At 65.1% G+C, this 20,422-nt stretch carries 18 protein-coding genes; 8 read left to right on the forward strand and 10 right to left on the reverse strand.

Going from position 1 to position 20,422, the window contains the following annotated elements:
• Positions 1–9 precede the first annotated feature (9 nt).
• From CBY09_RS03855 to hemA, 5 genes are all read right to left on the reverse strand, one after another.
• Entirely contained in the window at positions 10–1,017 is a 1,008-nt protein-coding gene (locus CBY09_RS03855; RefSeq protein ID WP_094286600.1) for an AAA family ATPase, read from the reverse strand.
• A 156-nt stretch (positions 1,018–1,173) separates the two neighbouring features.
• On the reverse strand, positions 1,174–1,497 hold the full coding sequence (gene grxD, locus CBY09_RS03860) for a Grx4 family monothiol glutaredoxin (RefSeq protein ID WP_015012726.1): 324 nt from the start codon (positions 1,495–1,497) through the stop codon (positions 1,174–1,176).
• Positions 1,498–1,561: 64 nt separating this feature from the next.
• The gene (prmC, locus tag CBY09_RS03865) at positions 1,562–2,413 is read right to left on the reverse strand and encodes a peptide chain release factor N(5)-glutamine methyltransferase (protein ID WP_094286601.1); all 852 of its coding nucleotides are present in this window, start codon (positions 2,411–2,413) and stop codon (positions 1,562–1,564) included.
• Positions 2,414–2,481: 68 nt separating this feature from the next.
• A complete protein-coding gene (gene prfA, locus CBY09_RS03870; protein WP_094286603.1) occupies positions 2,482–3,567 on the reverse strand; it encodes a peptide chain release factor 1 in 1,086 nt (361 codons plus the stop codon).
• 115 nt (positions 3,568–3,682) lie between these two features.
• Positions 3,683–5,014, reverse strand: a complete 1,332-nt coding sequence (hemA, locus tag CBY09_RS03875) for a glutamyl-tRNA reductase (RefSeq protein WP_094286605.1) — start codon at positions 5,012–5,014, stop codon at positions 3,683–3,685.
• Positions 5,015–5,085: 71 nt separating this feature from the next.
• Here hemA and CBY09_RS03880 point away from each other — a divergent pair, with 71 nt between their 5' ends.
• A complete protein-coding gene (locus CBY09_RS03880; protein WP_094286607.1) occupies positions 5,086–5,361 on the forward strand; it encodes a hypothetical protein in 276 nt (91 codons plus the stop codon).
• A 167-nt stretch (positions 5,362–5,528) separates the two neighbouring features.
• Positions 5,529–6,515 carry a Bug family tripartite tricarboxylate transporter substrate binding protein gene (locus CBY09_RS03885; RefSeq protein ID WP_205734085.1) on the forward strand — a complete coding sequence of 329 codons (987 nt, stop codon included), beginning with the start codon at positions 5,529–5,531 and terminating at the stop codon, positions 6,513–6,515.
• Positions 6,516–6,612: 97 nt separating this feature from the next.
• Here the strand turns inward: CBY09_RS03885 and ugpQ are convergent, their stop codons facing one another.
• From ugpQ to ugpB, 5 genes are all read right to left on the reverse strand, one after another.
• Complete coding sequence (ugpQ, locus tag CBY09_RS03890; RefSeq protein ID WP_094286609.1) at positions 6,613–7,356, reverse strand: glycerophosphodiester phosphodiesterase; 744 nt, start codon at positions 7,354–7,356, stop codon at positions 6,613–6,615.
• 163 nt (positions 7,357–7,519) lie between these two features.
• Positions 7,520–8,524 carry a sn-glycerol-3-phosphate import ATP-binding protein UgpC gene (locus CBY09_RS03895; RefSeq protein ID WP_094286611.1) on the reverse strand — a complete coding sequence of 335 codons (1,005 nt, stop codon included), beginning with the start codon at positions 8,522–8,524 and terminating at the stop codon, positions 7,520–7,522.
• Between the two features lie 71 nt (positions 8,525–8,595).
• Positions 8,596–9,447, reverse strand: coding sequence for a sn-glycerol-3-phosphate ABC transporter permease UgpE (ugpE, locus tag CBY09_RS03900; protein WP_094286613.1), 852 nt, complete (start codon positions 9,445–9,447; stop codon positions 8,596–8,598).
• A gap of 146 nt (positions 9,448–9,593) precedes the next feature.
• On the reverse strand, positions 9,594–10,475 hold the full coding sequence (gene ugpA, locus CBY09_RS03905; protein ID WP_094286615.1) for a sn-glycerol-3-phosphate ABC transporter permease UgpA: 882 nt from the start codon (positions 10,473–10,475) through the stop codon (positions 9,594–9,596).
• Between the two features lie 120 nt (positions 10,476–10,595).
• Positions 10,596–11,912, reverse strand: coding sequence for a sn-glycerol-3-phosphate ABC transporter substrate-binding protein UgpB (gene ugpB, locus CBY09_RS03910; protein WP_094286617.1), 1,317 nt, complete (start codon positions 11,910–11,912; stop codon positions 10,596–10,598).
• A 298-nt stretch (positions 11,913–12,210) separates the two neighbouring features.
• On the opposite strand from ugpB, the gene serA reads away from it, so the two are divergent.
• The 6 genes from serA to CBY09_RS03940 all read left to right on the forward strand — a co-directional run bounded on the left by serA (position 12,211) and on the right by CBY09_RS03940 (position 20,400).
• A complete protein-coding gene (gene serA / locus CBY09_RS03915) occupies positions 12,211–13,440 on the forward strand; it encodes a phosphoglycerate dehydrogenase (protein WP_094286619.1) in 1,230 nt (409 codons plus the stop codon).
• Between the two features lie 122 nt (positions 13,441–13,562).
• A complete protein-coding gene (locus CBY09_RS03920; RefSeq protein WP_094286621.1) occupies positions 13,563–17,447 on the forward strand; it encodes a DUF3683 domain-containing protein in 3,885 nt (1,294 codons plus the stop codon).
• 8 nt (positions 17,448–17,455) lie between these two features.
• The gene (locus tag CBY09_RS03925; RefSeq protein WP_094287972.1) at positions 17,456–17,887 is read left to right on the forward strand and encodes an HIT family protein; all 432 of its coding nucleotides are present in this window, start codon (positions 17,456–17,458) and stop codon (positions 17,885–17,887) included.
• A 97-nt stretch (positions 17,888–17,984) separates the two neighbouring features.
• Positions 17,985–18,407: a gamma-butyrobetaine hydroxylase family protein gene (locus CBY09_RS03930; protein ID WP_094286623.1), complete on the forward strand. Its 423-nt coding sequence runs from the start codon at positions 17,985–17,987 to the stop codon at positions 18,405–18,407.
• 181 nt (positions 18,408–18,588) lie between these two features.
• Complete coding sequence (gene ubiE, locus CBY09_RS03935) at positions 18,589–19,320, forward strand: bifunctional demethylmenaquinone methyltransferase/2-methoxy-6-polyprenyl-1,4-benzoquinol methylase UbiE (RefSeq protein WP_094286625.1); 732 nt, start codon at positions 18,589–18,591, stop codon at positions 19,318–19,320.
• 36 nt (positions 19,321–19,356) lie between these two features.
• Positions 19,357–20,400: a Tim44 domain-containing protein gene (locus CBY09_RS03940; protein ID WP_094286627.1), complete on the forward strand. Its 1,044-nt coding sequence runs from the start codon at positions 19,357–19,359 to the stop codon at positions 20,398–20,400.
• Positions 20,401–20,422 lie beyond the last annotated feature (22 nt).

Below are 20,422 nucleotides of genomic sequence, written 5' to 3' on the forward strand. Positions count from 1 at the left end.
GCGCAGCCGCTATTGCACGAAGCCGATGCGGCTGCGGCCCGAGGCCGCCTTGGGCAGGTCGGTAATCTCCACCGTGCTGCGCCGGTCCAGCCGCGCATTGCCAAAGCCCGTCATCAGTGCCCTGCGCATTTCGCGCGGCGGCATCTGGGCCAGGTGGTCCAGCACGTCGTCCAGGGGTTCCGGGTCCAGCAGGCGGCCCCAGTCATGCCCCGCGCAGATGCCCAGGTACAGGTTGCGGGCGATGGTGCGCGCCTGCTCTAGCGTGGGGGCCTCCACCTCGAACACATTCATGCGGTTCAGGATGGGGTCGGGAATGCCGCGCGTGTCATTGGCTGTGGTGATCCAGATCACCTGGCTCGCGTCGATGGCCACCTCGGCAAACTCATCGGTAAAGCTCTGGGCGGTGTCGTATTCGAGCAGGCTGTACAGCGCGCCCAGCGGGTCGTATTGCGCATCGCTGCTGGCCTTGTCGATCTCGTCGACCACGATGACCGGGTTTGCATATTCGCCCTCTACCAGCGCCTCAAACACCTTGCCGGGGCGGGCTCCTTTCCATTGCGCCGACGAGCCCGACAGCAACCAGCCAGCGGTCATGGAACTCATCGGCAGCAGGTTCATGCCCGTGCCCAGCAGCTCGGCCAGGTGGCGTGCAAAGTGCGTCTTGCCGATACCGGGCGGGCCCAGCAGCAGCATGGGCGTGACCTCCAGGCCATCACTGCTGTCCTGCGCCAGCGCCACATGGCGCTTCACATCGTCCAGCACCTCGGTGAAGTTGGGCAACTGCTCGTACAGGCTGGCCATGTCGGGCACGCCCGAGGGCTTGACCTGAAAACGCTCCGGGCCGCGCTCCAGCATGCGTTCGTACACGGTGCGCAGGGTTTCGTATTCGCGCTGGTTGCCGGACTCTTGCAACCGGGCCAGCTTGCGTTCGACATCGCCCGGGTGGAACACATTGCGCATCTGGGCCACCGGCAAGCGCAGGGCGGGGGATTGGGGAACAAGGCTATGGCTGGTCATTGCATGCTCCTGTGATGGTTACGTCACGCAACCATTCAAGCACACAACATGCCCGCTGCTCCACCGGAAAAGCCCCCGATTGGTGCAGCTGTTGCAGGCAAACAAAAAGGCCGCCCGAAGGCGGCCTGATGGCGGGTGGTGCAATGGCCGTGTCGATCAGCCTTCAGTGCCCAGCACCTGCTTGAGTTCGCCCGACTCGTACATCTCCATCATGATGTCTGAGCCGCCGATGAATTCGCCCTTCACGTACAGCTGCGGAATCGTGGGCCAGTTGCTGTATTCCTTGATGCCCTGGCGGATTTCGTCGTCTTCCAGCACGTTGACGGTGACCACGCTCTTGGGGTCCACGCCGCAGGCCTTGAGGATCTGGATCGCGCGGCCCGAAAAACCGCACATGGGGAAGCTGGCGCTGCCCTTCATGAACAGCAGGATGTCGCTGGATTTGACGAGGGCGTCGATGCGTTGTTGGGTGTCGCTCATGGGTAAAACTCCTTGAATTGGGGCTGGCGGGCAGAGGGTGGCAGGGTGCCCGCAATGGGATGGATTATTTCACTGTCTGCGGCAAGGGCCACTGCCCCCCTGTGCAACGCGCAATGCCAGCGAGGTCATTGCGGCTTTGCACCTGGGCAAAGCCCTGGGCGGCCAGCAGCGCTTGCACCGCCGCTGCCTGGTCGTAGCCATGCTCCAGCAGCAGCCAGCCGCCGGGGCGCAGGTGGGCGGGCGCCTGGGCCGCGATGGCTTGGATGTCGTCCAGCCCGTCGGCGCCGCTGGCCAGGGCCTGCAGCGGCTCGTGCGTCAGCGCCGCCAGGTGCGGATCGGCGCTGGGGATGTAGGGGGGGTTGGAGACGATGGCATCGAACGGGCCCTGCACGCCCGCCAGCCAGTTGGCTTGCTGGAACTGCACGGGCAGGCCCAGCCGTTCAGCGTTGGCCTGCGCTACGGCCAGGGCATCGGCACTGGCATCCACGGCCAGCACCTGGGCGTCGGCGCGCTGGCTTTGCAGCGCCAGGGCAATGGCGCCGCTGCCGGTGCCCAGGTCCGCCACGCGCGGCGATGCCAGTGGGGCGATGATTTCCAGCGCCCAGTCCACCAGGGTTTCGGTGTCAGGGCGCGGGTCCAGCACGCGGGCGTCTACCTGCAGCATCAGCCCATAAAACTCCTTGCGCCCCGTCAGGTAGGCCACGGGCTCGCCCACTGCGCGGCGCTGGCACAGGGCGATGAAAGCGTCGTGGGTACCGGGCTCCAGCGTGTCGGTGTCATGCGCCAGCAACCAGGCGCGGCCAGCGTCGGGGCGGCCCAGGGCGTGCAGCAGCAGTAGCTGGGCGTCAATGCGCGGCAGTCCCAGCGTGTGGGCCTGGGCCAGGGCTTGTGCCAGGGTGGGGGTTGTCTGGTTCACTATGAATTTAATAGCTGTCTGCGCTTGCTGGATAAGCGCAGGAGGCCTAGTTTGTTAAAGATCTGTGGTCACGCCACACTCATCTCCAGCTCTTCCAGTTGTTCCGCCTCGCGCGCATGTTGCAGCGCCTGCAGCACATCGCCCAGGTCGCCTTCCATCACCTGCAGCAGTTTGTACAGCGTGAGGTTGATGCGGTGGTCTGTGAGCCGCCCCTGAGGGAAGTTGTAGGTGCGGATGCGGTCGCTGCGGTCGCCGCTGCCGATCAGGCCCTTGCGCAGCGCGGCCTCCTTGGCGGCGCGTTCGCTGCGTTCTTTCTCCTGGATGCGGGCCTGCAGCACCTGCAGCGCCTTGGCCTTGTTGCTGTGCTGGCTGCGGCCATCCTGGCACTCGGCCACGATGCCGGTGGGCAAGTGCACCACGCGCACGGCCGAGTCGGTCTTGTTGATGTGCTGGCCGCCTGCGCCCGATGCGCGGAAGGTGTCGATGCGCAGGTCGGCCGGGTTGAGCTTGATGGCCTCGTGCTCGTCGGGCTCGGGCATCACGGCCACGGTGCAGGCGCTGGTGTGGATGCGGCCTTGCGTCTCGGTGGCGGGCACGCGCTGCACGCGGTGGCCGCCGGATTCGAACTTGAGCGCGCCATATACGTGGTCGCCCTCGATGCGCAGCACGATTTCCTTGTAGCCGCCCAGCTCGGCGGCGTTCTCGCTCACCACTTCCACCTTCCAGCCCACGTTGGCGGCGTAGCGGGTGTACATGCGCGTGAGGTCGCCCGCAAACAGGGCGGATTCGTCACCGCCCGTGCCTGCGCGGATTTCCACAAACGCATTGCGTGCGTCGTCGGGGTCCTTGGGTAAAAGCAGGCGCTGCAGTTCGTCTTCGAGTTGCAGCAGTTCGGCCTCGGCACTGGTGATTTCTTCCTGCGCCATCTCGGCCATGTCGGGGTCGGCCAGCATCTCGCGCGCACCGGCCAGGTCGGACTCGCGCTGCTGGTAGCGGGCGTAGCGGCCCGCCACCTGCGTGACCTCGGCATGCTCGACGGAGATGCGCCGGTACTGCGCCATGTCGCTCATGATGTCTTCGCGCGAGAGCAGAAAGTCCAGCTCGCCCAGGCGCTGTGCGTAGCGCTCCAGCTGGCTTCGGAGGAAAGGTTTCATGGAATTCTGGAGAAAATGGGTGCTACCAATTTGGTAGCTATTGACGCTTGTATATCAGACGCCGGGGGCCGATTTGGCTTGAAATCGGGGCGGGCAGGGGAGCGGGCGAGCGCCGCTACAGCACGTTGTTGTTGGGGGTCTTGCTCTGCGCGCGCAGGAACAGGCGCGAGACGGTCTGGGCCGTCTGGGCGCGCATCTCGGCGTCACCCGCGCGCAACTCGGCCAGGGTGCCGTGCAGCATCTTCTGCGTGAGGCCGCGCGAGAGTGCTTCGAGCACGGCATCCACATCCTCGCCCTTGGCCAGCAGCTTCTTGGCGCGGGCTATTTCCAGCGCGCGCCATTCGTCCGTCTGGGCGTTGAGCTGCTGGATCAGCGGCACCACGCCCCCCTCGGCAGCGGCGGGGCTGCGCAGCTCCATCCAGTGCATGAAGCTCTGCACGCCGGCGTCGATGATGGCTTCGGCTTGGGCCACGGCGGCCTGGCGGTTGGCCTGCGCGGTCTGCACCACGGTGGCCAGATCGTCTACGGTGTACAGGTACACGTCCCCCAGGGCTTTCACCTCAGGCTCGATGTCGCGTGGCACGGCCAGATCGACCATGAAGATGGGGCGGTGGCGGCGCTTCTTGAGTGCGCGCTCCACAGCGCCCAGGCCGATGATGGGCAGGCTGCTGGCGGTGCAGCTGATGACGGCGTCGAACTCGTGCAAGCGCTCGGGCAGGTCGGCCAGACGCATCACCTCGCCGCCGAAACGGGTGGCGAGCTTTTCGCCGCGCTCCAGCGTGCGGTTGGCAATGGCGATCTGCTTGGGGTTCTTGGCGGCGAAGTGCGTGGCGCACAGCTCGATCATTTCGCCCGCGCCGACGAACAGCACGCGGATCTTGGAAAGGTCTTCAAACAGCTGCCCCGCCAGGCGCACGGCGGCGGCGGCCATGCTGATGCTGTGTGCGCCGATTTCGGTGCTGCTGCGCACCTCCTTGGCCACGGCAAAACTGCGCTGGAACAGCTGGTTGAGCGTGGTGCCCAGCGCGCCAGCCGTTTCGGCGGCGCGCACCGCGTCTTTCATCTGGCCCAGGATCTGGGCCTCGCCCAGCACCATCGAATCAAGCCCACTGGCCACGCGAAAGGCGTGGCGTGCGACCAAGCTGTCTTCGAGCGTGTAGGAGTGCGAGCGCAGCAGTGCGGGGCTTACGCCGCCGCTGTGGGCCAGCCAGCCCAGCGTGTGGTCCATGGCAGGCTGGTCGCCCGCGCAGTAAATTTCGGTGCGGTTGCAGGTCGAGATGATGGCGGTCTCGACCCCGGGGTGGCGGCTGGCACCGCCGCCAGAGTGGCCCAGCGACTGGCGCAAACCGTGCAACGTGGGAGCGATCTGGTCGAGCGCAAACGCGAACCGGCCGCGCAGGTCGAGCGGCGCGGTGGTGTGGTTGATGCCGAGGGCCCAGACTGCCATAGCCGCCAATTATAAAATTGTTGGCCCGGACAGGTGGCCTTGCCTGTTCATGCCTTGATTTGGGTCAATTCATGGGTCCCCTCGACATCCTCAACCATCTGCTGAACTTTGTGGCGCCCGCCGCCTTTGTGGCCCTGCTGCTGGTGCTGGGCGGGCGGCTGCTGGGCGCCAAGGGGGGCGCCCTGGCGGGCTGGCGCCAGTGGGCGGCGGTGTTTGTGGTGGGGCTGGTGGTGCTGGCCGCAGGCTTGGCGCTGTGGGGGCGCGACGGCAAGATGCTGACCTATGCCGCGCTGGTGGTGGCCACCGCCACCTGCCAGTGGGTGCTGGTGCGGGGCTGGAAGGGCTGACTGCCCTGGGTGTCCTGCCGGGCCGTGGGGCCGCAAATCGTGGCTGGGGATGCCCGTGTTTTCAGGGAGTTTGCAGGGGCCGAATGCCGATGAGAATCGGGGCGTAGCCCGAGGGAGCGCGCAACGCGCGGCAGGCACTTATTTCCCCCAACCCTGGAGACACCCCAATGAAATCGAAAATCGCGCTGAAAACCTGCTGGGCCGTGGCGGCTGGCCTGCTGCTGTCGGTGGCGGCATCGGCGCAGACCGCTGCCAGTTTTCCCTCCAAGCCGGTGCGCATCGTGGTCGGCTTCCCGGCGGGTGGTCCGCTGGACCAGCATGCACGCCTGCTGTCTGACCGGCTGCAGGCCGTGCTGGGCCAGCCGGTGGTGATGGACTACAAGGCAGGTGCGGGTGGCACCGTGGGGGCCCAGGATGTGATGAAGGCCCCGGCCGACGGCCACACCCTGATGCTGGCCAACACGGGTGTGATGGTGATCAACCCGGCGCTCTACAGCCGCCTGCCTTATGCCACGCTCAAGGACTTCACGCCGATTGCGCGCACTGCCATGCAGCCGCTGGCGCTGCTGGTGAACCCCAGCGTGCCTGCCAAGAATCTGCAGGAGTTCATGGCATACGCCAAGTCGCGGCCTGGCCAGGTCAACTTTGGCTCGGCGGGCAACGGCGGCATCAGCCACCTGGTGCCCGAGATGTTCAAGACCGCCACGGGCCTGTTCATGGTGCACATCCCCTACCGGGGCAGTGCGCCCGCGTTCACCGACCTGATGGGTGGGCAGGTGCAGTTCATGGCCGAGAGCATTCCGCAGGCCGCTGCGTACCACAAGCAGGGCAAGGTGCGCGCCCTGGCCGTGACCAGCAAGGAGCGCAACCCCGCGCTGCCCGATGTGCCCACGGTGATCGAGAGCGGCATCAAGGGCTTCGAGGTGGTGGGCTTTTACGGCTTTCTGGCCCCGGCAGGCACGCCCAAGGACGTGGTGGCCAAGCTCAGCGATGCCTTCGGCCAGGTGATGCAGTCGCCCGATGTGAAAAGCCGCATGGTGAGCCAGGGGGCCGACCCGGCGTTTCTGGGCGCGGACGATTTTGCGAAGTTCCTGGCCACCGAGATGCCACGCTGGGCGGATGCGGTGAAGAAGTCAGGCGCGAAGCTGGACTGACCCCCTGAGGCGCTGCGCGCCTTCCCCCTGAAGGGGGACGCCACCCCTGGACCGGCGAAGCCGGTTCCACGGTGGCGCTGGCTTGGGGTGGGGTTCTTTAAGCCGTGGCGGGAGAGAAGAAGTCCACGCGGTCGGTGATGATGCCGTCCGTGCCCAGTGCGATGAGCCGCTGTGCGGCCCAGTCGTCGTTGACGGTGTAGCTGAGCGTGCGCATGCCCAGGCCCTTGACCTGGGCTACCAGGGCTGTGTCCCACAGCGCGTGGTTGCAGACGATGGCCACGCAGCCCAGCCGCTGGGCCACGTCGGCCCAGCCCTCCCACAGGGTGTCGAGCAGCAGCGCACGCGGGATGTGTGGCGCGGTGGCCTTCGCTCCCTCCAGTGCCCCGGGCTGGAAGGATGAAAACAGCGGCGGCACGGCCTGGCCTTGCCACAGGCGCGCGGCGTGTTCGCCAACCACCTTGCCGGTGGTGGCTTCCGTGCCCGGCGTGGGCTTGATCTCGATGTTCAGCAGGAACCCGTTGGCGATGCAGTAGCGCGCCAGGTTCTCCAGTGTGGGCAGGGGCTCGCCCGCGTGGCTGCGCGAATGCCAGCTGCCCGCGTCCAGCTGGGCCAGCTGGCTCCAGGGCAGGTCGCCACCGGTGCCACGGCCGTTGGTCGTGCGGTTGAGCGTGGCATCGTGCATGAGAAAAGGCACGCCATCGCTGCTGAGCTTGGCGTCGCACTCGAACATGCGGTAGCCGTGCTGCGCGCCCAGGCGGAACGCGGCCAGTGTGTTTTCGGGGGCCAGCTTGCCAGCGCCTCGGTGGGCGATCCAGCGGGGGTAGGGCCAGGGAGTTGTCATCTCTTGTTCCTTGAGCTTTGCGACGGGCGCAGCGCCTGAAACCCGCGCTGCCCCGCTGTGGGATGCCGGACAAGGGCCATCCCTCACAGAAGGCGTCGGCCCCTCCCCGGCGTGGCCGGGAGAAGGGGCTGTGGCGCAGCCGAGTAGCCTGCTCAGGCGTGTGTTATTTCCGCTTGCCTGTCGTGGCGTCAAACGCGTGCAGGCGGTCGGCGCGCGGCTGCACGTGGATCACGGTGTCCGGGGCCGGAGCGTGCGTGCCTTCTTCCACGCGCACAATGATCTGTTCGCCGTTGATGCGGCCATAGATCAGGCGCTCGGCGCCCAGCAGTTCCACGGTTTCCACCGTCACGGCCCAGCCTTCGCTGCGCACATCCAGGTGCTCAGGGCGGATGCCCAGGATGGTGCCGGGCTGTGCGCCGGGAGCGTTCTTGAGCAGGTTCATCGGCGGCGAGCCGATGAAGCTGGCCACGAAGGTGGTGGCGGGCGTGTGGTAGACCTCTTCGGGCGTGCCGAACTGTTCCATGTTGCCGGCGTTCATCACGATCATGCGCTGCGCCAGCGTCATGGCCTCGACCTGGTCGTGCGTCACGAACAGGCTGGTGATGCCCAGCTCGCGGTGCAGTTTCTGGATTTCGAGGCGGGTCTGGGCGCGCAGCTTGGCGTCCAGGTTGGACAGGGGCTCGTCAAACAGGAACACCTGGGGCTGGCGCACGATGGCGCGGCCCATCGCCACGCGCTGGCGTTGGCCGCCGGACAGCTCACGGGGCTTGCGCTCCAGCAGGTGGCCCAGTTCGAGGATCTTGGCGGCCTTGTCCACGCGCGCCTTGATTTCTTCCTTGGGTACCTTGGCGATTTTCAGGCCATAGGCCATGTTCTCGAAGTTCGTCATGTGGGGGTAGAGCGCGTAGTTCTGGAACACCATCGCGATGTCGCGCTGGGCGGGTTCCAGGTCATTCACCACGCGGTCGCCAATGCGCAGCTCGCCGCCGGAGATTTCTTCCAGGCCCGCGACCATGCGCAGCAGCGTGGATTTGCCGCAGCCCGAGGGGCCCACGATCACGACGAATTCACCGTCCTTGATCTCGGCGTTCACGCCATGGATGACCTGGTTGGCCTTGGGGCCGTGCCCGTAGCGCTTGATGATGTTGCGAAGAGAGAGAGATGCCATTTTGCTATTAAATTAGTAGCTGCTAACGCAGATGGATAAGGCGGTAGGGGCTTGTTTGGCTTGTGTTTTTGTCACTTTTCCGTGTCTACCAGGCCCTTGACGAACCAGCGCTGCATGACCACGACCACAAAGGCCGGGGGCAGCATGGCCAGAAGGGCCGTGGCCATCACGATGTTCCACTCGTTGCCTGCATCGCCACCGGCAATCATGCGTTTGATGCCGATCACTACGGGGTACATGTCTTCGGACGTGGTCACCAAGAGCGGCCACAGGTACTGGTTCCAGCCGTAGATGAACTGGATCACGAACAGCGCGGCAATCGAGGTGCGCGACAGCGGCACCAGGATGTCCTTGAAGAAGCGCATCGGGCCTGCGCCGTCCACACGCGCGGCTTCGACCAGCTCGTCGGGCACGGTGAGGAAGAACTGGCGGAACAGGAAGGTGGCCGTGGCCGAGGCGATCAGTGGCACCGTGAGGCCCGCGTAGGTGTTGAGCATGCCCAGGTTGGACACGACCTCGTAGGTGGGGCCGATGCGCACTTCCACGGGCAGCATCAGGGTGATGAAGATCAGCCAGAAGCAGATACCCTTGAAAGGGAAGCGGAAGTACACGATGGCAAACGCCGACAGCAGCGAGATCGCGATCTTGCCCACGGTGATGACGATGGCGGTGACAAAACTCACCCACATCATGCGCGCCACGGGGGCGGTGGAGCCTGCGCCCGAGCCGCCGCCAAACAGCGTGTCGTGGTAGGTGTTCCAGAAATTGCCGCCGGGCACCATGGGCATGGGCACCTGCACGATGTCCTGCGCGGTGTGGGTGGAGGCCACAAAGGCCAGGTACAGCGGGAAGCCGACGATGATCACGCCCAGCACCATGATGAGGTGCGAGAACGCGGTGAGATAAGGACTACGTTCAACCATTGGAATCTTTCAGGATCGAAGCATGGCTCACTGCGCCAATGAATGGCGCGCCGCATGCGAGGGCCGCCGAGCAAGGGCCGCCCCGCCGTGAGGGCGGCGTCCCCCTGGAGGGGGAAGGCGCGAAGCGACTCAGGGGGTGCTTCATATCAGTACTGCACTTTCTTCTCGACGTAGCGGAATTGGATGACGGTGAGCACGACCACAATGGCCATCAGCACCACCGATTGCGCGGCCGATCCGCCCATGTCCATGGCCTTGAAGCCGTCGTGGTAGACCTTGTAGACCAGGATGGCGGTGTCGCGCCCCGGGCCGCCCTGTGTGGTGGCGTCCACGATGGCGAAGGTGTCGAAGAAGGCATACACCACGTTGATGACCAAAAGGAAGAAGGTGGTGGGCGAGAGCAGCGGGAACTGGATGCTCCAGAAGCGGCGCCAGGGGCCTGCTCCGTCGATGGCGGCCGCTTCAATCAGCGACTTGGGGATGGACTGCAGCCCTGCCAGGAAGAACAGGAAGTTGTAGGAAATCTGCTTCCACACCGCCGCGATCACGATCAGCCCCATGGCATGGTCGGAGTTGAGCATGTGGTTCCAGTCAAAGCCCGACTGGCGCAGCAGGTAGGCCACCACACCCAGCGAAGGCGAGAACATGAACATCCAGAGCACGCCGGCCACGGCAGGTGCCACGGCGTAGGGCAGCAGCAGCGCGGTCTTGTAGACCATGGCGCCCTTGATGATGCGGTCGGCAAAGATCGCCAGGATCAGCGACAGACTGATGCCCACCGCCGCCACCAGCACCGAGAAGAAGGCCGTCGTCTTGAACGAGGCGAGGTAGCCCGGGTCGTCGAACAGATGCTTGAAGTTGTCCAGCCCCACCCATTCGGTGGACATGCCGAAGCTGTCCTGCATCTGGAAGGACTGCACCAGGGCCTGGCCCGCAGGCCAGAAAAAGAAGACGCTGATGATGACCAGCTGGGGGGCCAGAAGCACCCAGGGCAGCCACGCAGAGCGAAAAAGTACGCGTTTTTCCATGTCGGAACTCTCAAAAAGAAAACCCCGCCGCCCCGTGAACCATGCTGGTTGACGGGGCGGCGGGCTTTCGATGCCACCGGGCGGGGCAGCCAGGCAACATCATCAGGCGCTAGGCAGCGCTTACTTGTTGGCGCGTGCGAAACGGGCCAGTTGCTCGTTGCCGCGTGTCACGGCGGTGTCCAGGGCTTCCTTGGGCGACTTCTTGCCCGACCAGATCTGCTCGGTTTCCTCGTCGATGATGGAGCGGATCTGCACGAAGTTGCCCAGGCGGATGCCGCGCGACTTTTCGGTGGCTTTCTTGATCATCTGCGTCACGGCCACATCGGTGCCGGGGTTCTTGGTGTAGAAGCCCGATGCCTCGGTCAGCTGGTAGGCGCCCATGGTCACAGGCAGGTAGCCCGTGCGCTGGTGGCTGGCGGCCTGCACCTTGGTGTCGTTCAGGAAGTTCAGGAAGTCGGCCACGCCCTTGTACTCATCGGCCTTCTTGCCAGCCATCACCCACAGGCTGGCGCCGCCGATGGCGGTGTTCTGCGGCGCGCCCTTCACGTCAGGGTAGTAGGGCAGGGTGGAGATGCCATAGGCGAACTTGGCTTCCTTGGCCACGCGGGCGTACAGGCCCGAGGAGCCGGTGATCATGGCGCATTCACCCGAGGGGAACGAGGCATCTGGCACATTGCCCCGGCCCTTGTAGACGAAGCTGCCGTCCTTGGAAGCCTTGGCCAGGTTTTCGAAGTGGCGCACATGCAGCGGCGAGTTCAGCTGCAGCTGGGCATCCGTGCCGTCAAAGCCGTTGTTCTTGGACGCGAACAGCGTGTTGTGCCACAGCGAGAAGCTTTCCAGCTGCGTCCAGCTGATCCAGCTGGTGGTGAAGGGGCAGCTGTGGCCGCTGGCCTTGAGCTTGGAGGCGGCGGCAAACACTTCGGGCCAGGTCTTGGGCGGCTTGTCGGCATCCAGGCCCGCCTTCTTGAAGGCGTCCTTGTTGTAATAGAACACCGTGGTGGAGCTGTTGAGCGGGTAGCTCAGCATCTGGCCGTTGGGGGCGGTGTAGTAACCGGCCACGGCCGACACGTACTGGGTGGGCTCGAACTTGAAGCCGCCGTCGTTCAGCACCTTGGCGGCGGGCACGATGGCGCCCTTGCTGGCCATCATGGTGGCCGTGCCCACTTCAAACACCTGCAGGATGTGGGGCGCGTTGCCTGCACGGAAGGCGGCGATGGCGCCTGTCATGGATTCGTCATACGTGCCCTTGTAGGTGGGCACGACCTTGTACTTGGTCTGGCTGGCGTTGTACTGCTTGGCCAGGTCGTTGACCCATTCGCCAAGCGCTGCGCTCATTGAGTGCCACCACTGAATCTCGACTGGCTGTGTCTGGGCTTGCACAGGTGCGCAGACCGACAGGGCAATGGCAGCGCAGACCGCCAGATGCTTCGTTTGCATGAATATTTCCTCCGAGGATGACGAAAAGCACAAAGGCTGGATGCTATGCAGCCGATGTGACATTGATATGTCGTTGTCGCATACCGCTAGCGCTTGCAACAACCGGGGAAACCCCTTGGGGGTCCCGCAAGGGGAGCGATTGTGACTCTTTTGTGACAATGTGTGGCGCAATTGCCGAGGCTTGCAAGGTTTTGTGCGATGCACCATGCTGGTGACTGCTTGCTGGTTTCCGTTCTTCCGGTTCGTTCGCGCCGCAGCGCGCCGGAGTCTTTCCTCTCTCACCTTCATTCTTATTGCCATGGCCCTCAATTCGCTCGACAAGAACAAGATCAAATTTTTGTTGCTGGAGGGCATCCATTCCTCTGCGGTGGATGTGATCCGTGCGGCGGGCTACACCCAGATCGAGACGGTGTCCGGCGCGCTGCCGGACGAGGAACTCAAGCGCAAGATCGCCGATGTGCACTTCGTGGGCATCCGCTCGCGCACCCAGCTCACCGAAGAGGTGTTTGCCCAGGCGCACAAGCTGGTGGCGGTGGGCTGTTTTTGCATCGGCACCAACCAGGTGGACCTGAACGCGGCGCGCGAGCGGGGCATTGCGGTGTTCAACGCGCCGTATTCCAACACCCGCTCCGTGGCCGAACTGGTGCTGGCCGAGGCCATCCTGCTGCTGCGCGGCGTGCCCGAGAAAAACGCCGTGGCGCACCGGGGTGGCTGGCTCAAGAGCGCCGACAACGCCTACGAGATCCGGGGCAAGACCTTGGGCATCGTGGGCTATGGCTCCATCGGCACGCAGCTGTCGGTGCTGGCCGAGGCGCTGGGCATGCAGGTGGCATTTTTTGATGTGGTCAACAAGCTGCCCCTGGGCAACGCGCGCCAGGTTCAGCACCTGCACGACCTGCTGGGCCAGAGCGACATCGTGAGCCTGCATGTGCCCGAACTGCCGTCCACCGAAGGCATGATCGGCGCGGCCGAGATTGCCGCCATGAAACCCGGCGGCATCCTCATCAACGCCGCGCGCGGCACGGTGGTGGATATCGAAGCGCTGGCCGGGGCGCTCAAGGCTAAAAAACTGCTCGGCGCCGCCATCGACGTGTTCCCGGTGGAGCCACGCACCAACAAGGACGAGTTTGTGTCGCCCCTGCGCGGGCTGGACAACGTGATCCTGACCCCGCACATCGGCGGCTCCACCATGGAGGCGCAGGCCAACATCGGCCTCGAAGTGGCCGAGAAGCTGGTGAAGTACAGCGACAACGGCACCAGCACGTCGTCGGTCAACTTCCCGGAGGTGGCTTTGCCCGCCCACCCCGGCAAGCACCGCCTGCTGCACATCCACCGCAACGTGCCAGGCGTGTTGTCCGAGATCAACCGCATCTTCTCGGACAACGCGATCAACATCTCGGCCCAGTACCTGCAGACCAACGAGAAGATCGGCTACGTGGTGATCGACATCGACGCAGCGTCGTCCGATCTGGCGCTGGACAAGCTCGCGCGGGTCACCGGCACGCTCAGAAGCCGCGTGCTTTTCTGATCCCGGCCATCGGTCGCTGTTGCCTTGCCGCTGCCCCGGGCCCGGCAAGGGGAGGGCCAGTGGCTTAAAATCGCCCCCCCGAGGCTCATGGGCGCGCGGCGCCCACCCCAGGTAGATCCCCCATGAATGTTCCGATTGCGTTGGCTGCCTTGCAGGCGCAGGCTGCCGAGCCCGCCCGTCTGCGCGAGATTCCCTACAACTACACCTCGTTCTCCGACCGGGAGATCGTGATCCGCCTGCTGGGCTCCGCCTCCTGGGACGTGCTGGACCAACTGCGCAAGGAGCGCCGCACGGGCCGCTCGGCCCGCATGCTGTACGAAGTGCTGGGCGACATCTGGGTGGTGCAGCGCAACCCCTATCTGCAGGACGACCTGCTGGACAACCCGGCCCGCCGCAAGCTGCTGGTGGAGGCCCTGCACCACCGCCTGGCCGAGATCGAAAAGCGCCGCACCCCGGCCGATGACGCCGGGCGTGACCGCCTGGTGGGCGAGCTGGTGGTGGCCGCTCGCCACGCCGTGACCGAGTTCGATGCCAAGTTCGAGCAGGCCGCGCAGCTGCGCCGCCAGATCCAGCGCACGCTGGGCCGCCTCACGGCCAAGGACAACATCAAGTTTGATGGCCTCTCGCGCGTGTCCCACGTGACCGATGCGACCGACTGGCGCGTCGAGTATCCATTTGTGGTGCTCACCCCCGACACCGAGGCCGAAATGGCCGGCCTGGTCAAGGGCTGCATCGAGCTGGGCCTGACCATCATCCCGCGGGGGGGCGGCACGGGCTACACCGGCGGCGCGATCCCGCTGACCTGGAAGAGCGTGGTCATCAACACCGAAAAGCTCGAAGCCATGACCGAGGTGGAGATGCGCCGCCTGCCTGGCATGGACAGCGAAGTCGGCACGGTGTGGACCGAAGCCGGCGTGGTCACCCAGCGCGTGGCCGACGCGGCCGAGCGCGCGGGCTTTGTATTTGCCGTGGACCCAACCAGTGCCGAGGCCTCGTGCATTGGCGGCAACATTGCCATGAACGCGGGCGGCAAGAAGGCCGTGCTGTGGGGCACGGCGCTGGACAACCTGGCCAGCTGGCGCATGGTCACGCCCGATGCCCAGTGGCTGGAAGTGACGCGCCTGGACCACAACATGGGCAAGATCCATGACGTGGAAGTGGCCACTTTCGAGCTGCAGTATTTCGAGGCCGATGGCAAGACACCCGTGCGCACCGAGACCCTGGTGATCCCGGGCAAGACCTTCCGCAAGGAAGGCCTGGGCAAGGACGTGACGGACAAGTTCCTCTCGGGCCTGCCGGGCATCCAGAAGGAAGGCTGCGACGGCCTGATCACCAGCGCGCGCTGGGTGGTGCACCGCATGCCCGAGCACACGCGCACGGTGTGCATGGAGTTCTTCGGCAACGCCAAGGACGCGGTCCCGAGCATCGTCGAGATCAAGGACTACATGTTCGCCGAGCAGAAGCGCTCGGGCGTGCTGCTGGCCGGCCTGGAGCACCTGGACGACCGCTACCTCAAGGCCGTGGGCTACGCCACCAAGAGCAAGAAGGGCAACGGTGGTTTGCCCAAGATGGTGCTGATTGGCGACATCGCGGGCGACAACGCCGACGAGGTGGCCCGTGTGACCAGCGAGGTGGTGCGCATTGCCAACTCACGCAGCGGCGAAGGCTTCATCGCCATCAGCGCCGAGGCGCGCAAGAAGTTCTGGCTGGACCGCAAGCGCACGGCAGCCATCAGCCGCCACACCAACGCCTTCAAGATCAATGAAGACGTGGTGATCCCACTGCCGCGCATGGCCGAATACACCGACGGCATCGAGCGCATCAACATCGAGCTCTCCCTGCGCAACAAGCTCAAGCTGTGCGACGCGCTCACCGAGTTCTTCGAGCGCGGCAACCTGCCGCTGGGCAAGCAGGACGATGCGAACGAAATCCCCTCGGCCGAACTGCTGGAAGACCGCGTGGCCCAGGCCATTGCGCAGGTCGCCGAGGTGCGCTCGCTGTGGGCTGGCTGGCTGCGGGACGTGGCCACGCTGTTCCCGCAGTTGCAGGACCATACCCTGCGCGCGAGCTGGAAGACCCAGCTGCGCGCCCCGCTGCAGAGCATTTTTGCGGGCGCGGCCTTCAAGCCCATCCTGGACGAGGCCACCGCCATCCACAAGCGCGTGCTCAAGGGCCGCGTGTGGGTCGCCCTGCACATGCACGCGGGCGACGGCAATGTGCACACGAACATCCCCGTCAACAGCGACGACTACGAGATGCTGCAGACCGCGCACGAGGCGGTGGAACGCATCATGGTGCTGGCGCGCAGCCTGGACGGCGTAATCTCGGGCGAACACGGCATTGGCATCACCAAGCTGGAGTTCCTCACCGACGACGAGCTGCGCCCGTTTGCGCAGTACAAGCAGAAGGTGGACCCGGAAGGCCGGTTCAACAAGGGCAAACTGCTACGAAATAATGAGCTGCTTGCGCAAGATGGACGGGCGCTAGAGGCCGATTTGACCAATGCCTACACGCCGAGCTTCGGCCTGATGGGCCACGAGTCGCTGATCATGCAGCAGAGCGACATCGGCGCGATTGCCGACAGCGTGAAGGACTGCCTGCGCTGCGGCAAGTGCAAGCCCGTGTGTTCCACGCACGTGCCACGCGCCAATCTGTTGTACAGCCCACGCAACAAGATCCTGGCCACCTCGCTGCTGGTCGAGGCCTTCCTGTACGAAGAGCAGACGCGCCGGGGCGTGTCCATCAAGCACTGGCAGGAGTTCGAGGACGTGGCCGACCACTGCACGGTCTGCCACAAGTGCGAGAGCCCTTGCCCGGTGAAGATCGACTTCGGCGACGTCACCATGAACATGCGCAACCTGCTGCGCAAGATGGGCAAGAAGAGCTTCAGGCCTGGCAATGCGCTGGCCATGACCATGCTCAACGCCACCAACCCCGACACCATCAAGCTCATGCGCAGCGCGATGGTGGATGTGGGCTTCAAGGCCCAGCGCATGGCGGTGGACCTGCTGCGCAAGGTGGCCCGCAAGCAGACGGCCAAGCCGCCTGCCACGGTGGGCACGGCCCCGGTCAAGGAGCAGGTGATCCACTTCATCAACAAGAAGCTGCCCGGCGGCCTGCCCAAGAAGACGGCCCGCGCGCTGCTGGACATCGAGAACAAGGACTACGTGCCCATCATCCGCAACCCGGCCACCACCACGGCCGAGACGGAGGCGGTGTTCTACTTTCCGGGCTGTGGTTCGGAGCGCCTGTTCAGCCAGGTCGGTCTGGCGACCCAGGCCATGCTCTGGCACGCAGGCGTGCAGACGGTGCTGCCGCCGGGCTACCTGTGCTGCGGCTACCCCCAGCGCGGCTCGGGCCAGTTCGACAAGGCCGAGAAGATGATCACGGACAACCGCGTGCTCTTCCACCGCGTGGCCAACACGCTCAACTACCTGGACATCAAGACCGTGGTGGTGAGCTGCGGCACCTGCTACGACCAGCTGCAGGGCTACGAGTTTGACAAGATCTTCCCCGGCAGCCGCATCATCGACATCCACGAGTATTTGCTCGAAAAGGGCATCCAGCTCCAGGGCAAGGGTGCGTACCTGTACCACGAGCCCTGCCACAACCCCATGAAGCAGCAGGACTCGATGAAGACCGTGAAGGCGCTGGTGGGCGAGCAGGTGCTCAAGAGCGAGCGCTGCTGTGGCGAGTCGGGCACGCTGGGTGTGACCCGGCCGGATGTGTCCACGCAGGTGCGCTTCCGCAAGGAAGAAGAGATCCGCAAGGGCGAAGCCAAGCTGCGCGAGAGTGGCGCCGTGGCCGCCCAGGACAACGTGAAGATCCTCACCAGCTGCCCCAGCTGCCTGCAGGGCCTGAATCGCTACCAGGATGACCTGCAAAACGGCTTGCTCGAAGCAGACTACATCGTGGTCGAGATGGCGCGCGAGATTCTGGGCGAGAACTGGATGCCCGAGTATGTCGAGCGTGCCAATGGCGGCGGCATCGAGCGGGTCTTGGTCTGATGGCGGAAATGGCGTGCCCCCTGTGCGCGGAAGACGGCGGTGCGCTCGTCTGGCGCGGTGAGCACCTGCGTGTGATCCGTGCCCAGGATGCGGGCTTTCCGGCCTTCTACCGTGTGGTGTGGAACGCGCATGTGGCTGAGTTCTCCGATCTGTCGGCCGCCGAGCGCGCGCACTGCATGGAGGCGGTGGCGCTGGTGGAGCAGGCCCTGCGCGAGCACCTGGCTCCCACCAAGGTCAACCTTGCCGCGTTGGGCAACGTGGTGCCCCACCTGCACTGGCATGTGATTGCCCGGTTCGGTTGGGACAGCCATTTTCCATCGCCCGTGTGGGCACCCGCCCAGCGGCCCAGCCCGGCCGCGCAGGAGGACGCCGTGCGAGCGTTGCTGCCCGCGCTGGAGGCGGCCCTGCAGCCCCGGCTGGCGGCGCTACCGCTGCCTTGATCACGCCCTTGGCTGCACAGCACCCGGCCCGTGGCGGGTGCTGCAGCGGGGCCCCGGCACAATCCACAACACAGTTTTCTCTAGTCAGGAGAGTCCCATGGCAGGTTTGAAAGCAGGCGCGCCCACGCCGCAGGCACTCACGGTGCACGAGACCTCGCGGGTGCTGGAGGTCGGGTTTTCCGACGGTGCTACCTTCCGCATTCCGTTCGAATTGATGCGCGTGTATTCGCCCTCGGCCGAGGTGCAGGGCCACGGCCCGGGCCAGGAAGTGCTGCAGACCGGCAAGCGCGACGTGGCGCTGGTGAACCTGGAGCCCGTGGGCAACTACGCGGTCAAGCCCACGTTTTCTGACGGACATGACAGCGGCATCTTCACCTGGGACTACCTCTATGAACTGGGGCAGAAACAGGAGGCCCTGTGGGCCGAGTACACCGCGCGCCTGACGGCCGCCGGTGTGGACCGTGACGCACCCATGGCGCCCAAAGGTGGTGCAGGCGGCCATGCCTGCAGCAGCCACTGAGCGTTGCCACCGAAGCCCTTGTTGATCAGTGTGCTATTGAAAGAAGAGCTGTTAAGCCAATGTGGATGCGCGGTAACGGCTATTTTTCTTTGAATGGCGTTGTCCAAATTGCGACACAAGCCCCATTTCAGTGCGGGGTTGTCGCTGTACCTCTGGCGCTTGCGCGCCTAGCATGAAACTTATGAGCACGACCCACTTTGGTTTTCAGTCGGTGGACGAGCAGGACAAGGCGCGCCACGTGCGCGGCGTGTTCGACTCGGTGGCCTCCAAATACGACGTGATGAACGATCTCATGTCGGCGGGGCTGCACCGTGCCTGGAAGGCTTACACCGTGATGGTGGCGAACCTGCGCGAAGGCAGCCAGGTGCTGGATATCGCGGGCGGCACGGGCGACTTGTCGCTGGCCTTTGCCAAGAAGGTGGGCGCCACGGGCCGGGTGGTGCACACCGACATCAACGAAGCCATGCTGCGCGTGGGCCGCGACCGCCTGATCAACGCGGGTGTGGTGCTGCCTACCCTGGTGTGCGACGCCGAGAGGCTGCCGTTCCCCGACGCGCATTTCGACGTGGTGAGCGTGGCGTTTGGCCTGCGCAACATGACGCACAAGGACCAGGCGATTGCCGAGATGTGCCGCGTGCTCAAGCCGGGCGGCAAGCTGCTGGTGCTGGAGTTCTCGAAAGTGGCCAAGCCGCTGGAGAAAGCCTACGACTGGTATTCGTTCAAGGTGTTGCCCCGGCTGGGCAAGCTGGTGGCGGGCGACGATTCCAGCTACCGCTACCTGGCCGAATCGATCCGCATGCACCCGGGGCAGGAAGAACTCAAAAGCCTCATGCAAAAAAATGGCTTTGGGCATGTGGACTATCACAACATGACGGGGGGCATTGTGGCCCTGCATGTTGGAATCAAGTGCTGAGCATGTTGCTCGGTGATTAACGGAGACGGAGAAGTCATGATGAAACTGTGGTCTGTGGTGTTGGTCGCGATGCTGGCGTTGGCACACGCAGATGCCGACGCCCGGCGGCTGGGTGGTGGTAAATCGACGGGCAAGCAGTCGAGCAATGTGACGCAGCGCGAGTCGGCAACGCCGCCTGCCACACCGGGTGCCCCTGCCCAGAACGTCAACAGTGCCGCAGCAGCCAAGCCGGCAGCTGCACCCGCAGCTACCCCTGCGGCACCGGCGAAGAAGCCTTGGGGCGCCATGCTGGGTGGTCTGGCAGCAGGCCTCGGGTTGGCATGGCTGGCCAGCTCGCTGGGTCTGGGCGCGGGTTTCGCCAACATCCTGATGATTGTGCTGCTGGCTGTGGCCGCCTTCGTGGTCTTCAAGCTGGTGATGCGCGCGCGCAGCGGTGCGGGCAATGGCGGTGGCGCAGCGGCTGGCGGATCACCGTTTGCCTTCCAGGGCGCCGGCGCGGGTGCCGGGGCAGCAACGCCTGCGGCGGCGCAAGTGCCCCCCCAGTACAGCCCGAACAACGTGGGCAACGACGCTTCGGCACGCCCCTGGGAGCGCAACAGCATGGCCTTTGATGCCTCTCGCGCTGCGCAGGCTGGTGGCGCGGGTGCGGGTGTGGTCATTGGTTCGGGCCTGTCGGGCGCGCAGAATTGGGGCGTTCCGGCCGATTTCGACACCGAAGGTTTCCTGTCGGCGGCCAAGCGCAACTTTGTCACGCTGCAGGCTGCATGGGACCGCTCGGACATCAGCACCCTGCGCTCCATGATGACAGACGGCATGCTGGACGAGATCCGCACGCAGCTGACCGAGCGTGAAGCCCACCGGGGTGCCCAGCCCAACCACACGGACGTGGTCATGATCGAAGCCCAGCTGCTGGGCATCGAGGACCTGGGCGACGGCTACATGGCCAGCGTCGAGTTCTCCGGCATGATCCGCGAGGAACCCTCGGCCGGCCCGAGCCCGTTCCGCGAGGTGTGGAACATGACCAAGCCCAAGGCGGGCAGCAGCGGCTGGCTGGTGGCGGGCGTGCAGGCGCTCCAGTAAAGAAAGACGCAAGCCCCTGTGC

Source organism: Acidovorax kalamii (assembly GCF_002245625.1).
Classification (GTDB): Bacteria; Pseudomonadota; Gammaproteobacteria; order Burkholderiales; family Burkholderiaceae_C; genus Acidovorax; species Acidovorax kalamii.

Coding starts and splice junctions, on each gene's coding strand:
- CBY09_RS03855 (WP_094286600.1), bottom strand. CDS start 1,017: ATGACCAGCCATAGCCTTGTTCCCCAATCCCCCGCCCTGCGCTTGCCG.
- grxD (WP_015012726.1), bottom strand. CDS start 1,497: ATGAGCGACACCCAACAACGCATCGACGCCCTCGTCAAATCCAGCGAC.
- prfA (WP_094286603.1), bottom strand. CDS start 3,567: ATGAAACCTTTCCTCCGAAGCCAGCTGGAGCGCTACGCACAGCGCCTG.
- hemA (WP_094286605.1), bottom strand. CDS start 5,014: ATGGCAGTCTGGGCCCTCGGCATCAACCACACCACCGCGCCGCTCGAC.
- CBY09_RS03880 (WP_094286607.1), top strand. CDS start 5,086: ATGGGTCCCCTCGACATCCTCAACCATCTGCTGAACTTTGTGGCGCCC.
- CBY09_RS03885 (WP_205734085.1), top strand. CDS start 5,529: ATGAAATCGAAAATCGCGCTGAAAACCTGCTGGGCCGTGGCGGCTGGC.
- ugpQ (WP_094286609.1), bottom strand. CDS start 7,356: ATGACAACTCCCTGGCCCTACCCCCGCTGGATCGCCCACCGAGGCGCT.
- CBY09_RS03895 (WP_094286611.1), bottom strand. CDS start 8,524: ATGGCATCTCTCTCTCTTCGCAACATCATCAAGCGCTACGGGCACGGC.
- ugpE (WP_094286613.1), bottom strand. CDS start 9,447: ATGGTTGAACGTAGTCCTTATCTCACCGCGTTCTCGCACCTCATCATG.
- ugpA (WP_094286615.1), bottom strand. CDS start 10,475: ATGGAAAAACGCGTACTTTTTCGCTCTGCGTGGCTGCCCTGGGTGCTT.
- ugpB (WP_094286617.1), bottom strand. CDS start 11,912: ATGCAAACGAAGCATCTGGCGGTCTGCGCTGCCATTGCCCTGTCGGTC.
- serA (WP_094286619.1), top strand. CDS start 12,211: ATGGCCCTCAATTCGCTCGACAAGAACAAGATCAAATTTTTGTTGCTG.
- CBY09_RS03920 (WP_094286621.1), top strand. CDS start 13,563: ATGAATGTTCCGATTGCGTTGGCTGCCTTGCAGGCGCAGGCTGCCGAG.
- CBY09_RS03925 (WP_094287972.1), top strand. CDS start 17,456: ATGGCGTGCCCCCTGTGCGCGGAAGACGGCGGTGCGCTCGTCTGGCGC.
- CBY09_RS03930 (WP_094286623.1), top strand. CDS start 17,985: ATGGCAGGTTTGAAAGCAGGCGCGCCCACGCCGCAGGCACTCACGGTG.
- ubiE (WP_094286625.1), top strand. CDS start 18,589: ATGAGCACGACCCACTTTGGTTTTCAGTCGGTGGACGAGCAGGACAAG.
- CBY09_RS03940 (WP_094286627.1), top strand. CDS start 19,357: ATGATGAAACTGTGGTCTGTGGTGTTGGTCGCGATGCTGGCGTTGGCA.